The 21336-nt window shown below is 58.5% G+C and carries 18 protein-coding genes; 14 read left to right on the top strand and 4 right to left on the bottom strand.

The window, feature by feature from the left end; translation table 11 throughout:
- Nucleotides 1-250 precede the first annotated feature (250 nt).
- The 3 genes from KZ772_RS05680 to KZ772_RS05670 are packed head-to-tail and all read right to left on the bottom strand — an operon-like array spanning nucleotide 251 to nucleotide 2188.
- Nucleotides 251-1051, bottom strand: a complete 801-nt coding sequence (locus KZ772_RS05680; RefSeq protein ID WP_290538857.1) for a DUF4198 domain-containing protein — start codon at nucleotides 1049-1051, stop codon at nucleotides 251-253.
- Between the two features lie 29 nt (nucleotides 1052-1080).
- Entirely contained in the window at nucleotides 1081-1569 is a 489-nt protein-coding gene (locus KZ772_RS05675; RefSeq protein ID WP_290538856.1) for a DUF2271 domain-containing protein, read from the bottom strand.
- Between the two features lie 13 nt (nucleotides 1570-1582).
- The gene (locus tag KZ772_RS05670) at nucleotides 1583-2188 is read right to left on the bottom strand and encodes a PepSY-associated TM helix domain-containing protein (protein ID WP_290538855.1); all 606 of its coding nucleotides are present in this window, start codon (nucleotides 2186-2188) and stop codon (nucleotides 1583-1585) included.
- 159 nt (nucleotides 2189-2347) lie between these two features.
- Between KZ772_RS05670 and KZ772_RS05665 the strand changes: the two genes are divergently transcribed.
- The 3 genes from KZ772_RS05665 (at nucleotide 2348) to KZ772_RS05655 (ending at nucleotide 6529) form a co-directional block, all read left to right on the top strand.
- Nucleotides 2348-3058, top strand: a complete 711-nt coding sequence (locus KZ772_RS05665) for a response regulator transcription factor (RefSeq protein WP_290538854.1) — start codon at nucleotides 2348-2350, stop codon at nucleotides 3056-3058.
- Nucleotides 3058-4398 (top strand): sensor histidine kinase, encoded by a 1341-nt coding sequence (locus KZ772_RS05660; RefSeq protein WP_290538853.1) that lies wholly within the window; start codon nucleotides 3058-3060, stop codon nucleotides 4396-4398. Before KZ772_RS05665 ends, KZ772_RS05660 begins: the two co-directional genes overlap by 1 nt.
- A 184-nt stretch (nucleotides 4399-4582) precedes the next feature.
- Nucleotides 4583-6529, top strand: a complete 1947-nt coding sequence (locus KZ772_RS05655) for a ligand-gated channel protein (protein ID WP_290538852.1) — start codon at nucleotides 4583-4585, stop codon at nucleotides 6527-6529.
- A 52-nt stretch (nucleotides 6530-6581) separates the two neighbouring features.
- Here KZ772_RS05655 and KZ772_RS05650 read toward each other — a convergent pair whose 3' ends face one another.
- The gene (locus KZ772_RS05650) at nucleotides 6582-6992 is read right to left on the bottom strand and encodes a DUF4168 domain-containing protein (protein WP_290538851.1); all 411 of its coding nucleotides are present in this window, start codon (nucleotides 6990-6992) and stop codon (nucleotides 6582-6584) included.
- A 303-nt stretch (nucleotides 6993-7295) separates the two neighbouring features.
- On the opposite strand from KZ772_RS05650, the gene KZ772_RS05645 reads away from it, so the two are divergent.
- The 11 genes from KZ772_RS05645 to tssB all read left to right on the top strand — a co-directional run bounded on the left by KZ772_RS05645 (nucleotide 7296) and on the right by tssB (nucleotide 21332).
- Nucleotides 7296-7808 (top strand): porin family protein, encoded by a 513-nt coding sequence (locus tag KZ772_RS05645; protein ID WP_290538850.1) that lies wholly within the window; start codon nucleotides 7296-7298, stop codon nucleotides 7806-7808.
- A gap of 171 nt (nucleotides 7809-7979) precedes the next feature.
- On the top strand, nucleotides 7980-8690 hold the full coding sequence (locus KZ772_RS05640) for a phosphoadenylyl-sulfate reductase (RefSeq protein ID WP_290538849.1): 711 nt from the start codon (nucleotides 7980-7982) through the stop codon (nucleotides 8688-8690).
- A 226-nt stretch (nucleotides 8691-8916) separates the two neighbouring features.
- Nucleotides 8917-11244, top strand: coding sequence for a penicillin-binding protein 1C (gene pbpC, locus KZ772_RS05635; RefSeq protein ID WP_290538848.1), 2328 nt, complete (start codon nucleotides 8917-8919; stop codon nucleotides 11242-11244).
- A gap of 348 nt (nucleotides 11245-11592) precedes the next feature.
- On the top strand, nucleotides 11593-12081 hold the full coding sequence (locus tag KZ772_RS05630; RefSeq protein WP_290538847.1) for a hypothetical protein: 489 nt from the start codon (nucleotides 11593-11595) through the stop codon (nucleotides 12079-12081).
- A 22-nt stretch (nucleotides 12082-12103) separates the two neighbouring features.
- Nucleotides 12104-12547, top strand: coding sequence for a type VI secretion system lipoprotein TssJ (gene tssJ, locus KZ772_RS05625; RefSeq protein ID WP_290510950.1), 444 nt, complete (start codon nucleotides 12104-12106; stop codon nucleotides 12545-12547).
- Between the two features lie 26 nt (nucleotides 12548-12573).
- Nucleotides 12574-13911 carry a type VI secretion system baseplate subunit TssK gene (tssK, locus tag KZ772_RS05620; protein WP_290538846.1) on the top strand — a complete coding sequence of 446 codons (1338 nt, stop codon included), beginning with the start codon at nucleotides 12574-12576 and terminating at the stop codon, nucleotides 13909-13911.
- On the top strand, nucleotides 13911-14651 hold the full coding sequence (gene icmH / locus KZ772_RS05615) for a type IVB secretion system protein IcmH/DotU (RefSeq protein ID WP_290538845.1): 741 nt from the start codon (nucleotides 13911-13913) through the stop codon (nucleotides 14649-14651). The genes tssK and icmH overlap by 1 nt, the downstream gene beginning before the upstream one ends.
- Entirely contained in the window at nucleotides 14651-18271 is a 3621-nt protein-coding gene (gene tssM, locus KZ772_RS05610) for a type VI secretion system membrane subunit TssM (protein WP_290538844.1), read from the top strand. The genes icmH and tssM overlap by 1 nt, the downstream gene beginning before the upstream one ends.
- On the top strand, nucleotides 18271-19281 hold the full coding sequence (tagF, locus tag KZ772_RS05605) for a type VI secretion system-associated protein TagF (RefSeq protein ID WP_290538843.1): 1011 nt from the start codon (nucleotides 18271-18273) through the stop codon (nucleotides 19279-19281). The genes tssM and tagF overlap by 1 nt, the downstream gene beginning before the upstream one ends.
- Nucleotides 19278-20777 (top strand): TssA family type VI secretion system protein, encoded by a 1500-nt coding sequence (locus KZ772_RS05600; protein ID WP_290538842.1) that lies wholly within the window; start codon nucleotides 19278-19280, stop codon nucleotides 20775-20777. Before tagF ends, KZ772_RS05600 begins: the two co-directional genes overlap by 4 nt.
- A gap of 42 nt (nucleotides 20778-20819) precedes the next feature.
- Nucleotides 20820-21332, top strand: coding sequence for a type VI secretion system contractile sheath small subunit (tssB, locus tag KZ772_RS05595; RefSeq protein WP_290538841.1), 513 nt, complete (start codon nucleotides 20820-20822; stop codon nucleotides 21330-21332).
- Nucleotides 21333-21336: the final 4 nt, after the last annotated feature.

Raw genomic sequence — 21336 nt, 5'->3', positions numbered from 1 at the left:
GAGCTACGAGCTACGAGCTACGAGCTACGAGCTACGAGCTACGAGCTACGAGCTACGAGCTACGAGCTACGCTCGATTGGAAAGGGAAGGTTTGGAAAGTTCCCGGGGTTTCGTTATTTCTACGAAGCCACTCCTACAGCGGCCTTGTAGAAGAGTGTAGGAGTAATGTCGTGGGCAGGGCGTTCTCATTTCGCACGGCCCCACCCGCGATACAACTCCAAGCTAGCAGCTAGTAGCTCACAGCTGCCTTTCACATCGGCAACACTTCCACCGTACCCAGATACTGCAGCCGGCGCTGGTCGGCTTTATGGTTGCTGACCTTGTCGTCGCTGCTGGCCGCTTCCAGGTAGTAGCGACCGGCTTGCGGCCAGGTGATGGACAGGAGACCTTTGTCGTCGCTGGTCACGGTCCAGCTGTCCTGGCTGTCGCGGTAGCGGGTGCCGCCGGGCACCAGTTCCATTTCCACGCCGGATGCCGGCTTGCCGTCCACCAGCAATCGCCATTGTGCGGTCTCACCGGCGTACAGGTCGTTGGGGTGGGTAAGCATTTCCAGTTCCATGCCCTTGCCGGTGGGGGCGATGGTGGTCGGGGCGCCCAGGGTGACCACGGTTTCCAGGCGGTTGTGGACTTCGCTCAAGGTTACGTCGCTGGCATTTTGGGGTAGCTCGGCGAGCAGTTTGTCCGCATCCATGCCGCGGGCGCGTTTACGTTCACCGTCCACCTGGTACATCAGAAAATAACCTGGCCTGGCCACCGCGATACGGTAGCTGCCGGGCTTGTTCAGGTTCACATCGAAGATGCTGCGACGGTGCCCTTCGAGTCGATTTTCCACAGTGGCAGCCTGGCCATCGGGATCGGTCACTTTCAGGTAGTCCAGTGGGTAGGCGCGCTCCACGCCGAAGATTTCGTTGGAAATGCTGGCATCCACGGTGACCCACTGGGGTTCGGAGACGCTGGTATGGCTGGGCAGCAGCCAGAGTTTGTGAGCCTGGGCCGGCAGGGCCACTGCCAGCAGTGACAACAGGCCGATGCGTTTTAGCGTGATGTTCATGGCGTTTCTCCTTTTCGTGTTTGTTGTGTTCAGGGCGTGATGGTCAGCGTGACGGCGCCCAGCTCACTGCTACCGTTGATCTGCTGTTGCTGGTTGTTCTGTGACGGCCACTGGAATGGCAGGCGTACTACTTCCCGACCGCCCACTTCCCGGGAGGCTTCCACCACCAGGTGGTAGTCACCCTCGGGCAGCTTCTGCAGGCTTTGCAGTTCGCTGAAATCCACAGAGTGTTTGCCGGGGCTGCGGGTGGCGCCGGTGAGGCCGTCGTAGGGCTTTTGCTGGCCACGGCCGGTGCGCCGCCACCACTGGCGGATATCCTTGAGCCACTTTTCCTGGTCGTCGTACCACAGGCCCAGGGGCACGATGGTGCTGCGGTCGGGGCTTTCCACCCAGAAGGCCACGTAGGGGGCGTGGTATTCCGCCACCCGTAGCCGGGGGACTTCCACCTCTACCTGGAAGGTGTCGGCGCTGGCGTAGCTGGCCAGCAGGGAAAACAGTGCGACGGGAAATAAACGCATAGAGCTGTCCTTTTTAATGCATGAAAACCACGATCAGCAGCCACGGCAGTACCAGCCCGGACAGGGTGACCGGCCAGGTGGCCGGGCGGCGTTTGGCGTGGAGCATCATCAGCCCCAGGCCAGTGAGGGCGAACAGCAGGCTGGCCACGGCAAAGATGTCGATAAACCAGGACCAGGCCGCTCCGGTGTGCCGTCCCTTGTGCAGGTCATTGAAAAACGCGATCCAGCCCCGGTCGGTTTGCTCGGCCAGCACGCTGCCATCATTGAGATCAATGGCCAGCCAGGCATCGCCGCCGGGGCGGGGCAGGGCCAGATAGACTTCCCCGGCAGACCATTCGGCGTTCTTGTCACCGGTACGGATCTGCATCTCCTGATCCAGCCAATCGCGGACTGGCATGGGCAGGGGCCCTTCTTGCCTGAGGGTGAGCTGTTGCCGCAGTGGTGCGGGCAATGAGGCCTCCTGTTCCTGTACCGTCGGGTCTGCACGAATGGCGCTGGCATGGTTCAGGGTGATCCCGGTGAGGCTGAACAACAGCAGGCTGATCAGGCACAGGGCCGAGGTGATCCAGTGCCATTGATGGAGCTGTTTCAGCCAGAAGGCTTTGCGTTTCTTGTTCACAGCGGGGGAGGGCTCGGCAAATTTCGATGCCAGAGATGGTAATGAGAATGGTTCTTTTTAAATAGGCGCGGGGACTGTAAAGAATGTAAGACGGAATACTTTTTGAATTTGGTTCAAATAATGCTGGATTCAGCGAATGGTAATTCTTATCATTCGCGAATGAATGCCGTTGCCCAAATCCCCTACCGCCTGCTGATCATCGAAGACGATGCGCTACTCGGCGCTCATCTCCGTGATTTTCTGACGGAGCGCCGTTATCAGACCACCCTCTGTGCGGATGGCGCCCAGGGATTGGCGGCGGCGGCTTCCGGAAACTTTGATCTGGTATTGCTGGATATCCTGTTACCCGGCCTGAATGGCCTGGAGGTGCTGGGCCAGCTTCGCCACAGGAGCCTGGTGCCGGTGATTGTGGTTTCTGCCCTCGGTGACGAGCAGTCCAGAATTCAGGGTCTGATCGGCGGGGCCGACGACTACCTGCCCAAGCCGTTCAGCATGGCGGAACTGGCTGTGCGTGTAGAGGCGGTGCTGAGGCGGGTCAGCATGGAGCGGCACCGGGCGACGCTGTCGGATTCCGTGGGCGGGCTGGTTCTGGAACAGGCGGCTCAGACCGCGAGTTACCGCCAGCGGGATCTGGGGCTGACCACCACGGAATTTCGCCTGTTGCAGGTGTTGCTGGAGCACCGTGACCAGGTGCTGAGCAAGCCTTTCCTTTATCAAACGGTGCTGTATCGGGGTTGTGGTCGTCATGACCGCAGCCTGGACCTGCATGTGAGTCACCTGCGACGCAAGCTGCGTGATGCGGGGGTGCCGGAATCGACGGTGCGTACCGTCTGGGGCCAGGGCTATACCCTGATTACCGAGCACCTGTGATGCTGGGTCGGCATTCGCTGCTGTGGCGGCTGGCATTGCTGCTGATGGTGACGGCGGTGTGCACCGTGACGCTCAGCGACTGGCTCAACCGTACCCTGAGCGGTCGTGCTTTGTTGCTCAGCGACGAGGCGAAAACCGTCATGCTTGGTTATGCCGCCGACGCGGAGCAGGCCTGGCAGCAGAATGGTGAAGCAGGGGTGGCGGACTGGATTGCTGCCATGGGCGACCGTGAACCCGGTGACATCATGGTGGTCAGCCCGGATGACCAGTCTCTCAGTGGTACTCCCCTGACACAATCGGAGCGGGCCGGCCTGCGCTTTCAGAGAGGCCTGGAATGGCGCATGAGCTTCCGTTATCGCTCCATGCCCTATCTCGGCGTGCCTTTTCCCGAGAGGCCGCAGCAGGGCAGCCTGGTGATGCAGCTGCCGCCCCGTTATATGCCCGGCCAAGACTGGCCAATATGGAAATCCCTGTTGATGGTGGGGTTGCCGGCGCTGGTGGCGCTGGCACTCGGCCTGCTGCTGTTCTGGCGCGTGCGCGTGCCCCTGCGGGAACTTCAACACCAGGTGCAGCAATTCAAGGATGATCCTGACGTCAGGGTCCAGCCCTCGCTGAGCAACCGTGGTGACGAATTCGGCGATGTGGCTCGCAGTTTCAATCACATGGCCGAACAGGTGTCGGCCATGCTCGCCACCCAGCGCCAGCTTCTCAACGATATGTCCCACGAGTTACGCACTCCGCTCAGCCGTCTGGCGGTGGCATTGGAGAGTGATCTGGATGAGCCGGGGTTGCGACAACGGGTGGCCCGTGAGCTGGTCCAGATGCGCACCCTGGTCAACGATGCTCTGACCCTGGGATGGCAGGACACCGAGTCCGGAGAGGGTGCGCAGGAGTCGATCTCGCTGTTGGCCCTCTGGGATGTGGTGAGCGACAACGCCGTTTTTGAAAGTGGCTGGGAGCGGTCCCGTTTCCCCTGTGATCTTCCCGCGGATGCGCAGGTGCATGGCAATCTGAATGTACTGGCCCAAGTGCTGGAAAACCTGGTGCGCAATGCGGTGCGCTATTCCCCGCCGAAGGGACGGATTTCCCTGTCAGGAGTCCGGGAAGGTGGCTGGTGGCATCTGTGGATCACTGACCAGGGGCCGGGTGTGCCTGCGGATCGGCTGGAGGATATCTTCGCACCGTTCGTGCGACTGGACAGTGCACGTGCCGCCGACAGCGGTTTCGGGTTGGGGTTGAGCATTGCCCGCCGTTCCGTGCAGCGCCTTGGCGGCGAGCTGTGGGCAGAAAATGTTTGCCCCGGACTGCGGGTCCATCTGCGCCTGCAGGCGGCTGTATAGTTTGTAAATCTGCTTTATATGCAAATAAGAATCAATACCATCCTGTCTCGTGAGGCATGTTCATACATGTCTTGGTGCGGCCCTATGGCCGCGCTCCGGGGGATCAGTGTCTGCCTGCCAGGCAGGGGAAGTCTGTGTCTCCGGCCATGTTGTCGATGTCATCGAGGAGATAAGGAAGATGGGAATGCGTTTGGGGAACTTGGGCTTGGTGCTTGTGGCGACCAGCAGTATTGCCTGGGCTGAACAGGAAAGCCACGAACTGGGGCAGATTTCAGTGACTGCCGGGGGCTATGCCCAGCAAGTGGAGGATGCGCCGGCTTCCATCAGTGTGATCAACCGGGAGCAGATCGAGCAGCGCTATTACAAGGATGCCACCGATGCCTTGCGGGATATCCCCGGGGTCATCGTGACCGGTGGCGGCTCCGGTGATCGCGGCACCGATATCGTCATGCGTGGCATGCCCTCGTCCTACACCCTGATCCTGGTGGACGGCAAGCGTGTTTCCACCCGCGAAACCCGCCCCAACGGCAGCGCCGGTTTCGAGCAGGACTGGCTGCCGCCGCTGCAAAGCATCGAGCGGATCGAAGTGGTGCGCGGCCCCATGTCCACCCTGTACGGGTCCGATGCCATTGGCGGGGTGATCAACGTCATTACCCGCAAGGTGGCGGATGAATGGGGTGGCTCAGTTCAGCTGGATACCATCATCCAGGATGATTCCCGCTCCGGGGACATCAAACAGGGTAATTTCAGTCTTAGTGGTCCCCTCAAGGAAGGGCTGGTGGGGTTGCAACTCTACGGTCGTTTTCAGGATCGGGAAGAGGACCTGTTTGAAAACGGGTTTGAAGAAAAAAACCTGAAGAACCTGACTGCCAAGGTGTCGGTAACACCCAGCAAGGATCACGACTTTGTTCTGGAGGCTAGCCAGGTGGACCAGCGCCGCCGTTCTCTGATTGGTTACAGCGCCCAGGCTACCGGTTGCCGCGGCGGCTGTACCGATTCCGACAATCGCAGTACTCGTGAGGCTTTCTCGTTGAGCCATACCGGGCGCTGGGCGGTGGGTACCTCCGACACCTATGTGCAACGGGAAAAAGCGGAAAACGAGAGCCGCGAAATGGTGATCACCAATACTACTGCCAAATCGTCACTGGTGATGCCGCTGGGTGATCATAGGGTGACCCTCGGCGCGGACTTTATGGAAGAGGCTCTTTCCGACAAGACTTCCAACCAGATTTCCGATCTTACCCGAACCGACGCGTCCAAATATGCGCTGTTTGCGGAAGACGAGTGGATGCTTACCAATACCTTTTCGCTGACCGCCGGGGCGCGGATAGATGACGATGACAACTTCGGCAGCCACTTCAGCCCGCGTCTTTACGGTGTCTGGGGCTTCAGTCCTCGCTGGACCCTGAAAGGCGGTGTGTCCACAGGCTTCCGCTCTCCCTCATTGCGGGAAATCACCCCGGATTGGGGGCAGGTGAGTCGGGGTGGCAATATTTATGGCAATCCGGATCTGGAGCCGGAAACCTCCCTCAACAAGGAGCTGGGGTTGTACTTCAACGCGGGTCGGGATCTGATGGCCAACATCACCGTTTTCCATAACGATTTTGAAGACAAGATTACCCGCATTGCTTGTCCTGTCGATATCTGTGCCGATGGCCCCAACCAATTCGGTTCTGATCCCACCTACCGGGTCAACGTGGACGAAGCGGTAACCCAGGGAGTGGAGGCGGCCCTGTCGACCACCCTGTACCGGGTGCTGACATTGAACCTGAGCTATACCTACACGGATTCCGAGCAGAAATCCGGGGAATACAAGGGCGAGCCGTTGAATCAGCTGCCTGAACACTTGGCCAGCCTGCAGGCCAACTGGCAAGCCACGGATACCGTCTCTCCCTGGCTAACGGTGCGCTACCGGGGCGAGGAAAGCCAACCGACTACCGGACCATCCAGCAGTGCCATCATCGCGCCGTCCAATACCCTGGTGGATACGGGGGTAGGCTTCCGGTTGTCGCCGCAGGCGAAGTTGAACACCGGTATCTACAACCTGGCCGACAAGGAAATTTTCGAGGATGAATACGGCTATGTGGAAGATGGTCGGCGTTATTGGTTAGGGGTAACGGTTAACTTCTAACAGTTTGTGGAAGAAAAAACGCCGGCAGATGCCGGCGTTTTTAAACCTAGGATTAAAGTTTTTCCTGAAGCGTGGCGCGGAAATCCGCATCATACTGCGCCAGGCGGACGATCTGGTTGTATTTTTCCAGCTCAAGACCGTTCTCTTTCACGGCTTCTACCATTTTCTGCTGGGCTTCCTGCTGCACCTTCATGGCCTTCTTGGGCTCATCCTTGCTGGCTTGCAGTTTCCGGGAGTATGTCTGCTGAATGCCTGCCATGTCTTTCTGCGTGGCAATAAACGCATCGAGTTCTGCGTCGGAGAATTCGGAAGCATCCGCTAGATTTTGTGGCGTCGGCGTGGTTTGGGTTTGTGGCTCTTTCTGTTGGGGAGAGCCGGTTTTCCCGGGCTGCTGTGCGGTAGCGGTGGCGGTCAGGGTGCTGGCAAATAGCAGTGCGGCAATGGCGTTCATTGGCTTTTTCATGGAATTAGTCTCCTTCGCGAATTCATTCCCCCTGCATGAGCTCCAGAGGGCAGTGTTTGTGCCATGGCGTAACGGGTCGTCGCGAATGGCACATGGCAGGTCGGACATGGCTGAGGGAGGCCGTTCCGCAGATTTTGTTAAGTTATGTAAATGTGGGCCCTGGTAGATGCTCCCTTGTGTCACCAGAAAAGACAGTCAAACCAAGTCGTGCGCGTAACCCTTTCATTTTGCCGCTGTGACAGTTTCAATGGGTAAGCGGGGTATCCCGCGGTGGGACTGATAAGAAAAACCAAGGAGAGCTGAATGTTGAAACAATCCGGATTTTTTCGTGGAACGCTTGCCGTGAGTTTGCTGTTGGCTGGCACAGCGGCACAGGCGGAGTTCTACACCGGTGTCCAGGTCAATATGCTGAACATTGATCGTGGCTCGGTCAGCAATGTGACCCTTACCGGTCTGACAGTACGGGGGGGGATTGTATTGCATGAACTGGTCAGTGCCGAGGTGCATGCCGGCAAGGCATTCGACGATGATTCCTACCGGGGTGTGGAAGTGGAGAACGACTTTCACTACGGCGTGTATGCCCGGTTGACGCCGCCCCTCGCCGGCCCGGTTCGCCCGTATCTGATCGGTGGCTACAGCTATGTGGAAAATGACTTCAACGGCGAAACCCTGCGTGATGATGGGGCCTCCTACGGCGGCGGTTTCGATCTGGGCATGGAAGAGCACATCAGCATGAGCCTGGAGTATCTGCGCCTGGTAGATAATGATTTTGGTACTCAGGAACTGATCGGTCTGGGCTTGAACTACCGCTTCTGACCATCAGCATCACTGTCACCAGGGAGTGGATAGGCAAGCCTCTCCCGGTGGCATGCTGGTTCGTGGCATATATGCATTAATGTTATAAAAGTATCACCATATATTCCTTTATCTTCTTCGCTGAAACCCTATCATGGCACTCGCAATTCCTGTTTTGAGGTGCTGTAGATCATGGGTAGTGCACAGCTTATTACACGTTTCGGAGACAACACCGCCGGCCTGTCCAAAGAGGCCCTGGCGGAGCTGAATCGTGTCTATGGTCCGTTGAGTTTTGAAGAGCGTATCGCCCGTGTGTTCGAGGACTTCCCCCCCGAGCGCATCATGGTGACCTCTTCCTTTGCGGCGACCTCTGCCTATTTTCTGCACATCATTTCCAGTATCCGTCCTGAGCAGCCGGTGCATTTCATCGATACCGGTTACCACTTTGAGGAAACCCTCAAGTACAAGGACTACCTGGTGGAGCGATTTGGCCTGACCGTCATCGACGTGACGCCGGACCCGGATCATCACCAGGTGTCCCTGGAAAATCGCATGTGGGAATCTGACCCGGACCTGTGCTGCCAGGTGAACAAGGTCAATCCGCTGGACGAGGCCAAGGAAAACTACGACCTGTGGATTTCCAGCCTGATGGGCTGGCAGACTGAGCACCGTGCCGGCCTGCAGGTGTTCGAAGAGCGTGGCGGGATGATCAAATTCAACCCCATGATTGATGTGACCAAGGAACAGCGCGATAGCTATATCGAGAAGCACGATCTGCCGTTTCACCCGCTGGTAGCGGAAGGCTACAACTCTATTGGTTGCAGCCACTGTACCTTCAAGGGCGAAGGTCGCGAAGGTCGCTGGAAAGGCCAGCAGAAGACCGAGTGTGGTCTTCACCTCTAAGGTTATTCATTCCAGAACCACTGAAACCGGGCGCTCTATGCGCCCGGTTTTGTTTTGGGGCAGCCTTGAGTGCCAGGCAGAACGTTCCTGGTTGTGGGAGGCGATGTTCACATCGCGAAAGTCCATGGCACGGGTAACCCATGACCAGCAATTCATCACCCAAGAGGTTTTCCCCGTCGGCGTTGTTGTCTAGGCTAGGCGTTCGCGGATTACCCCGGTCCATTGAATGAAGCGCCTCCTGTCCCGTCGACGGTTTGCCATCCTGTTGTTGCTCTTGTTGATTGGCATGGCCGTGCTGCAGTGGTGGCCGTTGCCGACGCGGCTGCACGACACGCCCTATGCCACCCTGATGCTGGACCGCAACGGTCGCCTGCTCGATGCCCGGATTGCTGAAGATCAACAGTGGCGCTTTATGCCGGTGGCGCAGCTGCCCGGGAAATACGAGCAGGCATTGTTGCTGTTCGAGGACAAGCGCTTTTACCGACACCCGGGCATTGATCCGTTGGCTATCGCGCGGGCCCTGCGGCTCAACCTGGAGGCGGGCAGGGTAGTCAGCGGTGGCTCCACCCTGACCATGCAACTGGCCCGGCTGCTGCGCGACGACCCACCGCGAACCCTGATTGAAAAAGCCCGCGAGGCGTTACTGGCGTTACAGCTGGAGTGGCACTACAGCAAGCCGGAACTTCTCGTCGAGTACGCCAGCCGGGCCCCGTTTGGTGGCAACATTGTTGGTTTACGTGCGGCCGCCTGGCGTTATTTCGGCCGTGAGCCGGGAGCCTTGAGCTGGGCCGAAGCGGCCCTGCTGGCGGTGCTGCCTAATTCTCCTTCGCTGATCCATCCAGGGCGTAATCGCGAACGCTTGCTGGCCAAGCGCGATGCCCTGCTGCAACAACTGCACCGCCAGGGTGCCATGACAGAGGCGGATCTGCGGCTGGCGCTGATGGAGCCTTTACCTGCTGCGCCCAGGCCCCTGCCGGGTCTGGCCCCTCACTTGCTCAACACGTTGTCGAAGGCTTCCTCGCGGCGACTACTGACCACAACACTGGATGCGGATATCCAGCAGCGGGTCCATGAACTGGCCCGGCAGCATGGCCAGAGGTTGGTCCGCGATGGAGTGCATAACGTGGCAGTGGCGGTCATTGATCATCAGCAACGTGAGACCCGCGCCTATGTGGGCAATGTCTCCCACGGTGACCCTGTGGAATATGGTGCTGCCGTGGATATCGCCAGCGCCCCTCGCTCCACCGGCAGCGTGCTCAAGCCGTTGCTGTACGGCTTGATGCTGGATGACGGGCGCTTGCTGCCCGGCACCCTGGTGGCGGATCTGCCCACCAACTACGGCGGCTTCAGTCCGGAGAATTTTGATCACGGTTATCGCGGCGCAGTGCCAGCCCACCAGGCCTTGAGCCAGTCGCTGAACATTCCCGCCGTTCGCATGTTGAAAGATTACGGGCTGGGTCGCTTTCATAGCGAGCTACAGCGACTGGGCATGACCACCCTGTTTCGCAGCGCAGAGGATTACGGGCTCACCCTGATCCTTGGCGGGGCAGAAGGGCGGCTGGATGAACTCACAGCCATTTACGCGCAGATGATGGCCAGAGTCAGAGGGCTACCAGCAGGCCCGGTGCGAACACTGGCAGAGGAGCAGACAGGGACGCCACCGGGAATGGCAATCAGCCCCGGCGCCGCCTGGCTCACCCAGCAGGCCTTGCGGGAAGTGGCGAGGCCAGGCACGGCACAACAGTGGCGGCTGTTCACCTCCAGCCAGCCCATTGCCTGGAAAACCGGCACCAGCTACGGCTTGCGCGATGCCTGGGCCATTGGCAGCAATGGCCAGTATACGGTGGGTGTCTGGGCCGGTAATGGCAATGGTGAGCCCGCCCCGTCCCTCGGTGGTACGACAACCGCTGCCCCACTGATGCTGGATGTGTTCAGCCTGCTGGGTACAGCGCCCTGGCCACAGCCGCCCCTGGATGAACTGAAAACCGTGCAGGTCTGTGCCGACGATGGCTATCTGGCAGGGGGCCGCTGCGAGACGGTGGATCAGTTGGCTCCGAGACAGAGCCATTTCCAGACGGTTACGCCACACCATATCCGTGTGCACCTGGATGCCAACGGCCAGCGGGTGCACAGCCAGTGCGAGTCAGTGAGCCAGATGCAGCATCGGGACTGGTTTGTGCTGCCACCGGCACAGGACTGGTTCTATCGCCGCCATCATCCCCGTTATCGGCCCTTGCCCGCGTGGCGTGCTGATTGTGTTGCCGGCGCTCGTGCCATGCAAAGCGAGCCGCCCATGGCGCTGATCTACCCCCATGCCGGCACTGCTATCTACATCCCTGTAGAGTTGAATGGTCGCTTGGGCCGGGCGGTGTTCCGTGCCGTTCACCAACGTAGCAAGGCAGAACTGTTCTGGCACCTGAACGACGATTTTCTGGGCAAAACCCGATACTTCCACGAGCAGGCCATTGTCGCCGAACCCGGCTGGCATACGCTGACGCTGGTGGATGATCAGGGGTTTCGGTTGCGTCATCGCTTCAAGGTGCTAGGGAAATAGAGTCTGATGTTTTTGAAAATATAAAATCAGTATTGCAAGTCGAAGGATGGATAGAGGCTGATAATTAAAGAGTTTTTCCTAACTTCATGTAAGCAATATCTGACAATCTTTGTAAGCGAAATTTCTCCCTTTTGTAAATACCAAGCAGCTGCTCGTGAGAGATCTCACATTAATGCAGGTACCGACGTTTCAAAAGATGGTTTTTTGTTTAAATAACAACCAAAAGAGAGGAATTTCATCACATTTTCGAGAAATGTCGGGCTTTTGACACGACCCTTCATTACCGAAAAAATCGCCCCCGGATTGTGATCACCGGCTGGTTTTGCCGAGCAAAACTTTGGGGGCGGCATGGATAGCAGCACAAAAAAGAAAACCCGGAAAGCATTGTCATCGCGGTCGATCAGCGCACTGGTTTCCGGCGTGTCTCGCCTGGTGGATGGGCAGAAGCAGTTTGCGGATGAAATGGGGCTGCCTTATGCGCGCATCTTCCAAGATGGTTTTGAAGCGTTCAAGGACGCCCCGGTCGAAGACGTGATCTTTTCCTGGCTGAATGCCGGTAGCGGTGGCCATGAAAATATCGAGCAACTTTTTGTGGATCTGCTCGGCCACCAGATGGCGCTGGTAGAAGCCTTGGCAGAAATCCGCACCCAGCCTCCAACTCAGCCGACATCACTGCAAAACCTGTTTGGGCTATTCCGGTCCGACAGCAATCATCACACACAAGCATCGCATCGCAGCTACATGGAGGTGACCGCACCTGCGTTTGTTGCTGCGTATGCCCGTGCCCGGGAGCAGGGACGCTTCGACAGGCCGTTAATGGATAGTCGTTCAAGCTAAATTCACTTTGGTAGGTCTCATTATGCGTTTATTCGTTGTAATAGCGTGCGCTTTTCTTTTGTCCGCCTGCGGCACCCCAGCACTGAAATTCGGCGTGTCTTCCACCGCAGACATCAACAAGAACGAGTATGGCGAACCCCTGGCCGTGGTGGTCAGGGTCTACCAGCTCAAGGACAAGCGCAGTTTCGAAAATGCCAGCTTTGATGAGCTGTGGAAGGAAGATTACAAGGCATTGGGTAACGACCTGGTGATGAAAGAGGAAGTCACCATGGACCCGGCCTATCAACGCCACCTGGAACTTCCACGTCATGATCAGGCCGAGTATCTGGCGGTCATGGCGGTCTACCGCGAACCGGAAAACATGAGCTGGCGGGACATCGACGAGATGCCGGGTAATTTCTTCACCCGCCGCTTTGACAAGAAAGTGCGTATCACCCTCGAGAAGAACCGCATCCTTCTTGACTGAATGATCTTGATTTGACGAGTAGTGCCATGAGTCAGCGACAGCAGAAAATTGTTTGGGCAGAGGGCCTGTTCCTTGGCCAGCAGCATTTCCAGCAATGGGACCGGGTATTTCAGCGGGAGCTGCAACAGCGTAGTCAGCTCACCGCTCCCCATTGCTGGGGACTGGTATCGCTGAACCTGCTGGAAGAGGCGCTGGAAATGGGTCAGTGCCGCCTCGAATCTATTACGGCCATTCTGCCCAACGGTCAATGGGTTGTGCATGACAGCCAGCGCGATGGCGGGCCGCTGTTGTGTGACCTGACCGCAGGAGGCGATCGGGTGGATGTGTGGCTGGCGCTGCCGGATAACGATCGGGTAGCCGGCATTAACGGCTACCGGGAGCAGGGCAGGCTCTGTGCCTGGCGGGCGGATTATCAGGAAGTAGCGGATGAACACGATCCTTCCCGTACCCGGGAAATCATTGTCGGCAAGCCCAACCTGTCCCTGCTGCGGGGCGACGAAAGCCGCGAGCATTATTCTGCTTTTCGGCTGGCCAGTTTTGAGCAACAAGGTGATGGCCGTTATGCCCAGGTGGAAAGCTATATTCCCCCGGTGGTCACGTTGCAGGCCAGCGAGCAGTTGCAGGCCTGGATGGCACGCATTCGCGATCTGCTATCTGCCCGGGTTCGTCAGTTGTCGCAGCAGCGCAACAGCTATGGCGATATCGCTGATATGGGCAGCCGGGAAATGGGCCAGTTTCTGCGCCTGCTGCAACTGCGACCAGCTCTAGCCACGATGGACCATCTGATCCAGCAGGAAAGCAGCCAGCCGGAAACCCTTTACCGGGAGATGCTGCGCTTGATCACCGGACTGAGGGATTTTCAGGCGGATATGCCGGAGCTGGATGTGCCGCTGTACCAGCACGGAGATCTGGGATCAGTATTCGCCACCATGGAAACCCTGTTGCGTGAATCCCTGGCACAAAGTGCCAAAACCGCCAGTACCGCACTGTCTCTCAATCAGGAAAGCCCGGCCCTGTTACTGGCGGAGGGGGTTCCCTGGAGTAACCTGGACAAACAACACCTGTATCTCGGCGTTTACCACGAATCGGAAGACCCGAACTGGGTCACCGACTTTTCCCGTCAGGCCAAATCCGGCAGCCGTGAAGATCTGGAGCTGATTCTGGCATCTGCATTACCCGGTATCAGGCTGGCCCATACCCAGCGCCCGCCCAACAAATTGCCGGTAAAAAGTGGCTTCGAATATTTCCGTTTCGAACCCAGCGGTGAATTCTGGCCCCGGGCCATGGAAGCGGAAAGCCTGGCGGTGTTCCTGCCCGGTCAGTTCCAGGGCAGCCGTTTTGAACTGTTGTGCGTGGAGGATTGATGATGAGCGACTCACTGGTGGCAACTACCAATCCTTTGCTGGAATGCACTGCGCACCTGTTCACTCTGGTGATGCCACTCCGGGCGGGCGGCAGCGACGCGCCGGATGATCTTTACGAACAGGTACTGAATGGGTTTGACCAGTTCGAACGGCTGGCGTTTGAACGGCAGATTCCCACCGCCGATGTGCAGAACGCCAAGTTTGCCATTGCCGCTTTCATTGATGAAGCGGTCATGGCCTCGTCCTGGCCACACCGTATGGAATGGATGTCCCAGCCCCTGCAGCTGAAGCTGTTTGGTGAGCATCTGGGGGGCGAAGCGTTCTTCATCAAGTTGGGAGAGCTGCGCCAGCGTGGCGAGCAGAACCTGCATCTTCTCGAACTGTATTACGTCTGCCTGCAACTGGGGTTTGAAGGCGTCTACAAGTTACGTGGGCTGGAACAGTTGATGGCGTTGCAGGTTGATCTGCGCAGCCAGATTGATGGCCACCGTGGTGTTCCCGATCCGCGTCTGGCTCCCAACGGTGCCGCCCGTGAGCATGTGCTGGCCCGGGTAGGGCGCCAGATTCCCTACTGGGTCATCGCAGCGGTGACCGTGGCCATCGTCTTCTTCAGTTATACCGGCTATACGGCCGTCAGCATGAAAAGCGCCAGTGATGCCGCCGCGGACATTGCCCTGTTTCGCGAAAAACTGTTGACCTCGCCTTCCTACTCCTCGCTGTCAGAAGGGGACCTGAAATAATGTCGCTGGGCTCATTTTCTCAAATACTGAAAAAACTCGTTCTGTCACGCTTTGGCAGTTCCGCTATCGGTCTGCTGGCGGTAGTTGCCCTGATCTGGTTTGCCGGCCCGCGTCTGGGGCTGACGGGTACCCATCGTTATCTGGCCGTGGCCGCCGTTGTCGGGGTTTTTGCCCTGATCATGGGGATTCGTTTCCTGCTGGCACGTCGACACGGCTCACGGTTGCAGAAAGAAATCGGTGGCAACGAGGGCAGCGATGATGTGGATGCCCTCAAGGAAAAAATGACCGATGCCATCTCTTCATTGAAGGCGTCGCAGCTGGGGGCCGGTTACCGGGGCAGTGCCGCACTCTATGCCTTACCCTGGTACATGGTTATCGGCCCGTCGGCAGCGGGGAAAAGCACCTTGCTGCGCAATTCCGGCCTGCATTTTCCCTATGCCGATGCAGATGATCTGCACTTTCGTGGGGTCGGTGGCACACGTAATTGTGACTGGTGGTTCTCCGATCAGGCGGTGCTGCTGGATACCGCCGGGCGTTACACCACGGAAGAGGATGACCGCCAGGAATGGTTTTCTTTTCTGGATATGTTGCGCAAGGAGCGCAAACAAACGCCTATTAACGGTGTCATGGTGGCCATCAGTGTGGCGGACCTGCTCACCGCTGACAGCGAAGCCATGGAACGGCATATCAAGATCATCCGTGAGCGCATCAATGAACTTATGGAGCGTCTTGGGCTGTTGTTCCCGGTGTTCATCGTCTTCACCAAGACGGATCTGATTCCCGGTTTCGAGGAGTTTTTCGAAGACCTGAGTGACAGCGAAAGGGAACAGATCTGGGGCGCTTATCTGTTGGAAGAGGGCGCTGAGTCCAGCCCCGCCGAGCAGTTCGAAAACCATGCCCGGGAGTTGTATCAGAAGCTCTGCGACCTGCGCCTGCGCAAGCTGTCGATGCAGAGAAACCTGGAGCGCAAAGCAGCCCTGTACGGCTTTCCTGACCAGTTTCAGGTGGCCGCAGAAAAACTGTCGGAATTCATCAACCTGTTGTTCCGGGACAATCCTTATCAGGAAATGCCCCGTTTTGCCGGCGCCTATTTCACCAGTGGCACCCAGGAAGGCACACCGCTGACCCGACTGGTGGGCAACATTCGCCAGGCCTTCGGTCTGCCCAGCCAGGAACGCCCGGCACGCAGTACGCCGCCAAAACCCTTTTTCATCCATCGCTTTTTCACTGAGGTGGTCATCCCGTTGCAAGGCGCGGCGCAGGGCAACCGCCGGAGTCTGATATGGCAACGTGGCCTGAAAACTCTCTCCATGGGGGTTGCCCTGTCGATGGTGGTGGGCACGCTGCTGTTGCTGGGGGCTTCCTACGGGACCAACAAGATGCTGCTCGACAAGGGAGTGGCCTTGTCCCAGAAGGTAACCCTGGCCCTGCAGGATGACCGCTACGACAGCCTGGAACGGTTTCAGGTGCTAGATGCGCTTTACCAGCATTACCAGCAGCTCAAGGCCTATGAAGAGAACAAACCCTGGCGTTTTCGCTTCGGGGTCTATACCGGAGATCGCCAGCTGCCGGAGTTGCAAGACTTGCTGATGACGTCCATGGACGTGCTGTACCGGGATACCGCTATCCAGTCACTGGAGTATGCACTGGAAAATCATGCCAGAGCCTGGGAGTCCTCGGACCGTCAGGGCCAGGAAGCGATTCGCGAAGATTACTACGCGGCTCTGAAAAGTTATCTGATGCTGTCACGGGCGCCGCAGCGCATGCAAGCGGATCAGGCTGTCCCGGTGCTGAATCGTTTGTGGCTGGACCGTAAGGGCCTGCAGAACGAAGCGGTGTTCAAGGAAGCGGATAGCGATAGCTCTCATTCCCTGTACGGCATTGCCCATTTTTATCTGACTGAACGGGCAGAGCGGGATCAGCGGTGGAAAGCCCGTCAGGAACTGATTGATCAGGGGCGAACTCATCTGAAAACCCCGCCCAATGCCCAGCAAATGTATGCCCAGGTGATTTCCAAAGGCAGCACCGAGCTAAAACCCTATGGCATCGAGGACATGCTTGACCGCAATGCCCGCAAGGTAATCGGTGCGGCCACCAGGGTCGAAGGGGTGTACACCCGTCACGGCTGGGAAGACTTTGTGATGCCGCAGATTGATGCCCGCATTGAATCTGCCACTCGCGGTGACTGGGTGCTTACCGGGCAATACGGTCTGCGCGAAGGCGAAGATGCGGATGGCCAGTTGATTGATGAAGCCCTGGCGACGGAGCTGCGTGCGCAGATCCGGGATCTGTACTTCAGCGACTATGCCAAGGCCTGGCTGAGTTTCCTTTCTGATGTGCGTATCAAACGCTTCACCTCCCTGGGTGACGGGGTGAAAAAGCTTGATCGACTGTCCCGGGGGGATGGCCCCATCGGCCAGCTGATGAACGAGACCAGCAAGAACCTGGCGCTATATGAAGCCGCGCCGGATCTGGTGGATGGCGCTGTTCAGGCGGCGGCGCTGGAACAACGCAGCACGATCAAGGCACTGGATGAACGCACCACCGAACTGCGCCGGTTCACCAAAGCGGCGGAAGAACGCTCTGTCAGTGAACTGATCCATCAGTACTTGCTGATTCTGTCTGCTCTGAAAACCGACATGGAGCGGCTGTCACTCTCCGTGGATGTGGGGCGTGAAGCAGAAGTCTATGCGGGCAGCATTCTCGGACGGGGTGGCTCGGAGACCGAACTCTACAAGAGCTGGGTCACCATCAGCAGTCTGCTCAGCGGTGCAGACGTTACCACCCGTGAAGCGCTGCGCCCGCTGTTTGAAGGTGCGATGCGGGAAAGCTGGCGGAATGTGTTGGTGGAGGCCCGTGGTGGTATTGCTGATCAGTGGCAAACCGAAGTGGCCAGTGTGTTCGACAGCCGTCTGCGCAAGAAATTTCCCTTCGCCGAAAAAGGCCGCGATGCCACCCTGGATGACATGGCCGATTTCTTCCAGCCGGGCAATGGTCGGCTGTGGCGGTTTGTCGACGATAGCCTGAGTCCCTTCCTGGAACAGACCCGCCGGGGTGGCTGGACAGAGCGGCAATGGCTGAACCAGGGGCTGGGTCTGTCCAAACAGTTCATGGGTAGCCTGGCGTCGGCCCAGGTGATTACCGAGAGTCTGTTTGGCCGGGGTGGGCGCCGTCCGGAAATGAGCTTCTATCTGTATCCGCTGCCGGCCCGCGGTGTCAGTGAAATCATGTTGGAAAGCAATGGCCAGTCCTACCGTTACCGCAATGGCCCCCAGGAGTGGCGCCGGTTTACCTGGCCGGGTGACCAGAACACTCTGGGTGCCCGGGTAGCGGGGGTGTCCCGTCGTGGGCAGGTTCGTGACGAGGTGAAGGTCAGTGGCCCCTGGGCACTGTTCCGCCTGCTGAATCAGGCTGCCATTTCCCGGGAAAGCAGCTCCGAGTTCGTGTTGCAGTGGGAGCTTAATGGCGGACTCAGCGATCCACTGGTGGTGCGCTACCGGTTGCGTGCTGATCGCCAGGCCAATGTGTTCAGTCAACGGGTGCTGAGCAGTTTCAATCTGCCCCATGACATGTTGCGACCCCTGGTGCCGTCCGCTGGCAGTGTGCTGGAGGCAGGCTGATGCTGGGATTTCTTAAACAGCCCAAGCCGGTTGCCGCCAGTATGGCGGTGGCGGGCAAGCCGAAAATCGCCGCCTTTGGCAAACTCCCCATTCGTGCGGATTTCATCAAGCTCAATGTGGTTGAGCGAGAAATTCGCGAACTGGACGGTTGGGTGCAGGAAGGCTATGCACTGATCTCCCGACGCCTGAATGGCGCCCAGGGGGAGCAGGCGTTTCCTGATGCCGGCATCCACCATCTGGTGTTCTCGGCCACGGAAGAGCGGCGTCCAGTGCTTGCCACCATTGGCCCTGGCAGTGACCAGAGCGGGCGCTGGTATCCCTTTCTTATCAGCACCGTTACCCAGATTCCCTATCTGAAAGAAACCCAAGCGGCTGTGCCGGTGGTATATCAACGGTTTTACCAGCAGTCCGCCTCTGTAATCGGGCAGCGCTGGAAGACTGAACCACTGGATATTCTGCTGGGCTGCCTGGAAACCATTGCCGGTGAATGCCATCAGGATGAGCGCTCCCAGGCGGTCAAGCAGGAGCTGGGGTTGCTGCGTGCCACCTCGGTGGACTGTATTCACGAGCTGGCCGCTGCCTACGGTGATACCGCGCTTTTTTATCAGGGTGTGTGTGATTTGCTGGCCAATGTCATGCGCCGTGGACCGGCAAGGACCGGTTGGGGGATTCGTCTGCCATTACCAGGCGGAGAACACGGGCAGGTGTGTCTGGTGTTCTGGCTGCGGCTGATTGACAGCCTGCTGGGTGGCAACTGGTCAGCCAATTATTTCTGGCGCTGGGGGGAGGAAGGAGCGCAGGGGCAGTTGATCCTGTTTTTCCGCCGTGTCCCGCCCAGTTTTCTGCCTTACCTGTTTGATCCGACTCTGCGCGACGGCAATGTGCAGACCCTGTCCGACATGCTCAAGGGAACGGTGACACCGTCCCAGCGAGCCAGAGACCTGGCGGCATTGGAGCAGGGCAGCTTGCTGGATCTGCTCAGCCGCTTTGTCAGTGGAGGTCGGTTATGAGCAAGACGCAGAGCGAACTGCTGGCAATTCTGTCGCAGTGGGAAAACCGGGAAGCCGGTGAAGACCCCCGTTACAGCGATGGCTTTGCCCAGCTGCGCGGTGAAGTGGAAAAACTCAGCGGCAACGACTTCGAGCGTATCCGTGATCTCTCCCATACGGTGCTGCGCGAGCAGGCCCTGGATCTGCGGGTGCTGGCGTATACGTCACTGGCCTACGCCTACCTGTATGGGGTCAAAGGTCTCGCCGATGCGCTGGCGGCTTGGTGCTGGGCGATCGAGTATGCCTGGGAAAACTGTCATCCCGCTCGCCCCAATGCTCGCCTGGGTGCTTTTGAATGGCTGAGGAATGAGCGCTTCCCGGTTTATCTCAGCAAGCATGTTTGCAATCAGGATGAGCTGGAACAGCTGGAAACCCAGCTGACACGTTTTCACACCTTGCTGGATGACAAGATTGATGACGGTCCCCGTCTGAAAGCGATTACTGACTGGTTGGCCGAGCAGAAGAAAAAACAGCCGGCAGTTACCGAGTCGGCCGCTCCAGAAGAGGACAACGCTGATCAGCCACAAGCTGAGTCAACACCGCAGACATCCACACGGCAGCAATCCGCTGCCGGGCCGGCGGCACCGGTGGGCAATATCGACAGCGATAAGGCAGAGCAGAAGGCCCTGCGCGAATTGCTGGCCTGGTATCGCCACGAAAAACGCTATGAACCCATGGTGCGCCTGTCTCGCTCCATGCGCTGGTCTGCGTTGACGGTGCCTCCCGCGGACAAGGGAAAAACCCGTATTGCACCGCCGCGTGCGGCTTCCCTGAATGCAGTGTCTTCGGCATTGGATAGACAGCAATGGGATGAAGCCCTGTTGGCTGCCGAGCGAACTTTCCTGGAACCGGGCGGGCAGTTCTGTCTGGCATTGCAGCACGCTGCCTTCCAGGCCGCTCAGGGGTTGGGGCTGGGCAACCTGGCGGATCTGATCAGCCGAGAATGCCGGGCCCTGCTCACTGCCCGGCGCGATCTGATCAAGTTGCAGTTCAGTGATGGCACTCCCTTTCTGGATGGCACCGCCGCCAACTGGGTGGAATCGCTGATGACCGATGACAGCGACAATACCAGGAGCGATGACAGCCTGTGGGGCCAGGTGGGGGTGGAAGCCGCCGCCGCCAGCCAGCAGGACGGCCTGGTGGCCGGGCTCAAGATAATCGACCAGACACCGACCCGGGGGCGAAAAGCCCGTTCCGAGCAGGATCTGCTCAAGGCCGAGCTGTGTCTGGTGAACCAGCGCCATGATCTGGCGCTGCCGTTGCTGGAGGCCGTTGCGGAACGTCTGGACGACCACGGCATACCCGCCTGGGAGCCCACGTTTGCACTGCGGGTCTGGCGCCTGCTGCAGCAAGCGCTGCGCGCCCAGGATAACAACGAGCAGGCGCAGATGCGGCTGGAGCAGATCGGCCAGCACATCAGCCGTACCGATATCACCGCCGCCGCAGCCATGCTGTAACGGCATTCATGTTCATGGATCGACAAGTCAACGAGGGGAATCATGTCTAAAAGCTTTCAGAATGAAGTGCCGCGGGCACGGGTCAATATCACCCTGGATCTGGAAACCGGTGGAGCCAAGAAGAAACTCGAACTGCCGCTGAAACTCCTGGTCATGGGGGATTACAGCAATGGTCAGGCGGAAGGGCGGCTGGCTGAACGCGAGCGGGTACGTATTGATCGCAACAACATCGATGATGTGCTCAAGGACATGGCTCCCCGGGTGAAATACACGGTGGAGAACCAGCTCCGTGAAGATGGTTCTGAAATCGAAGTGGATCTGGCGTTCGACAGCTTCAAGTCCTTCAAACCTGAAGCGGTGGCCCAGAGCATCCCGCAGCTCAATGACATGCTGGCCATGCGCAGCCTGCTCAAGGATCTGAAATCCAACCTGCTGGATAACAGCAAGTTCCGCCGCGAGCTGGAGCGCATCGTCAAAAATCAGCCTGAGCTGGAATCCCTGATGGGCCAGCTGGAATCCCTGGTGCCACTGGATGGCGAAAGCAGCGGCGAATAAGCGC

This window comes from Alcanivorax sp. (assembly GCF_019431375.1).
Classification (GTDB): Bacteria; Pseudomonadota; Gammaproteobacteria; order Pseudomonadales; family Alcanivoracaceae; genus Alcanivorax; species Alcanivorax jadensis_A.
This window is presented reverse-complemented; position numbering and strand designations above follow the sequence as displayed.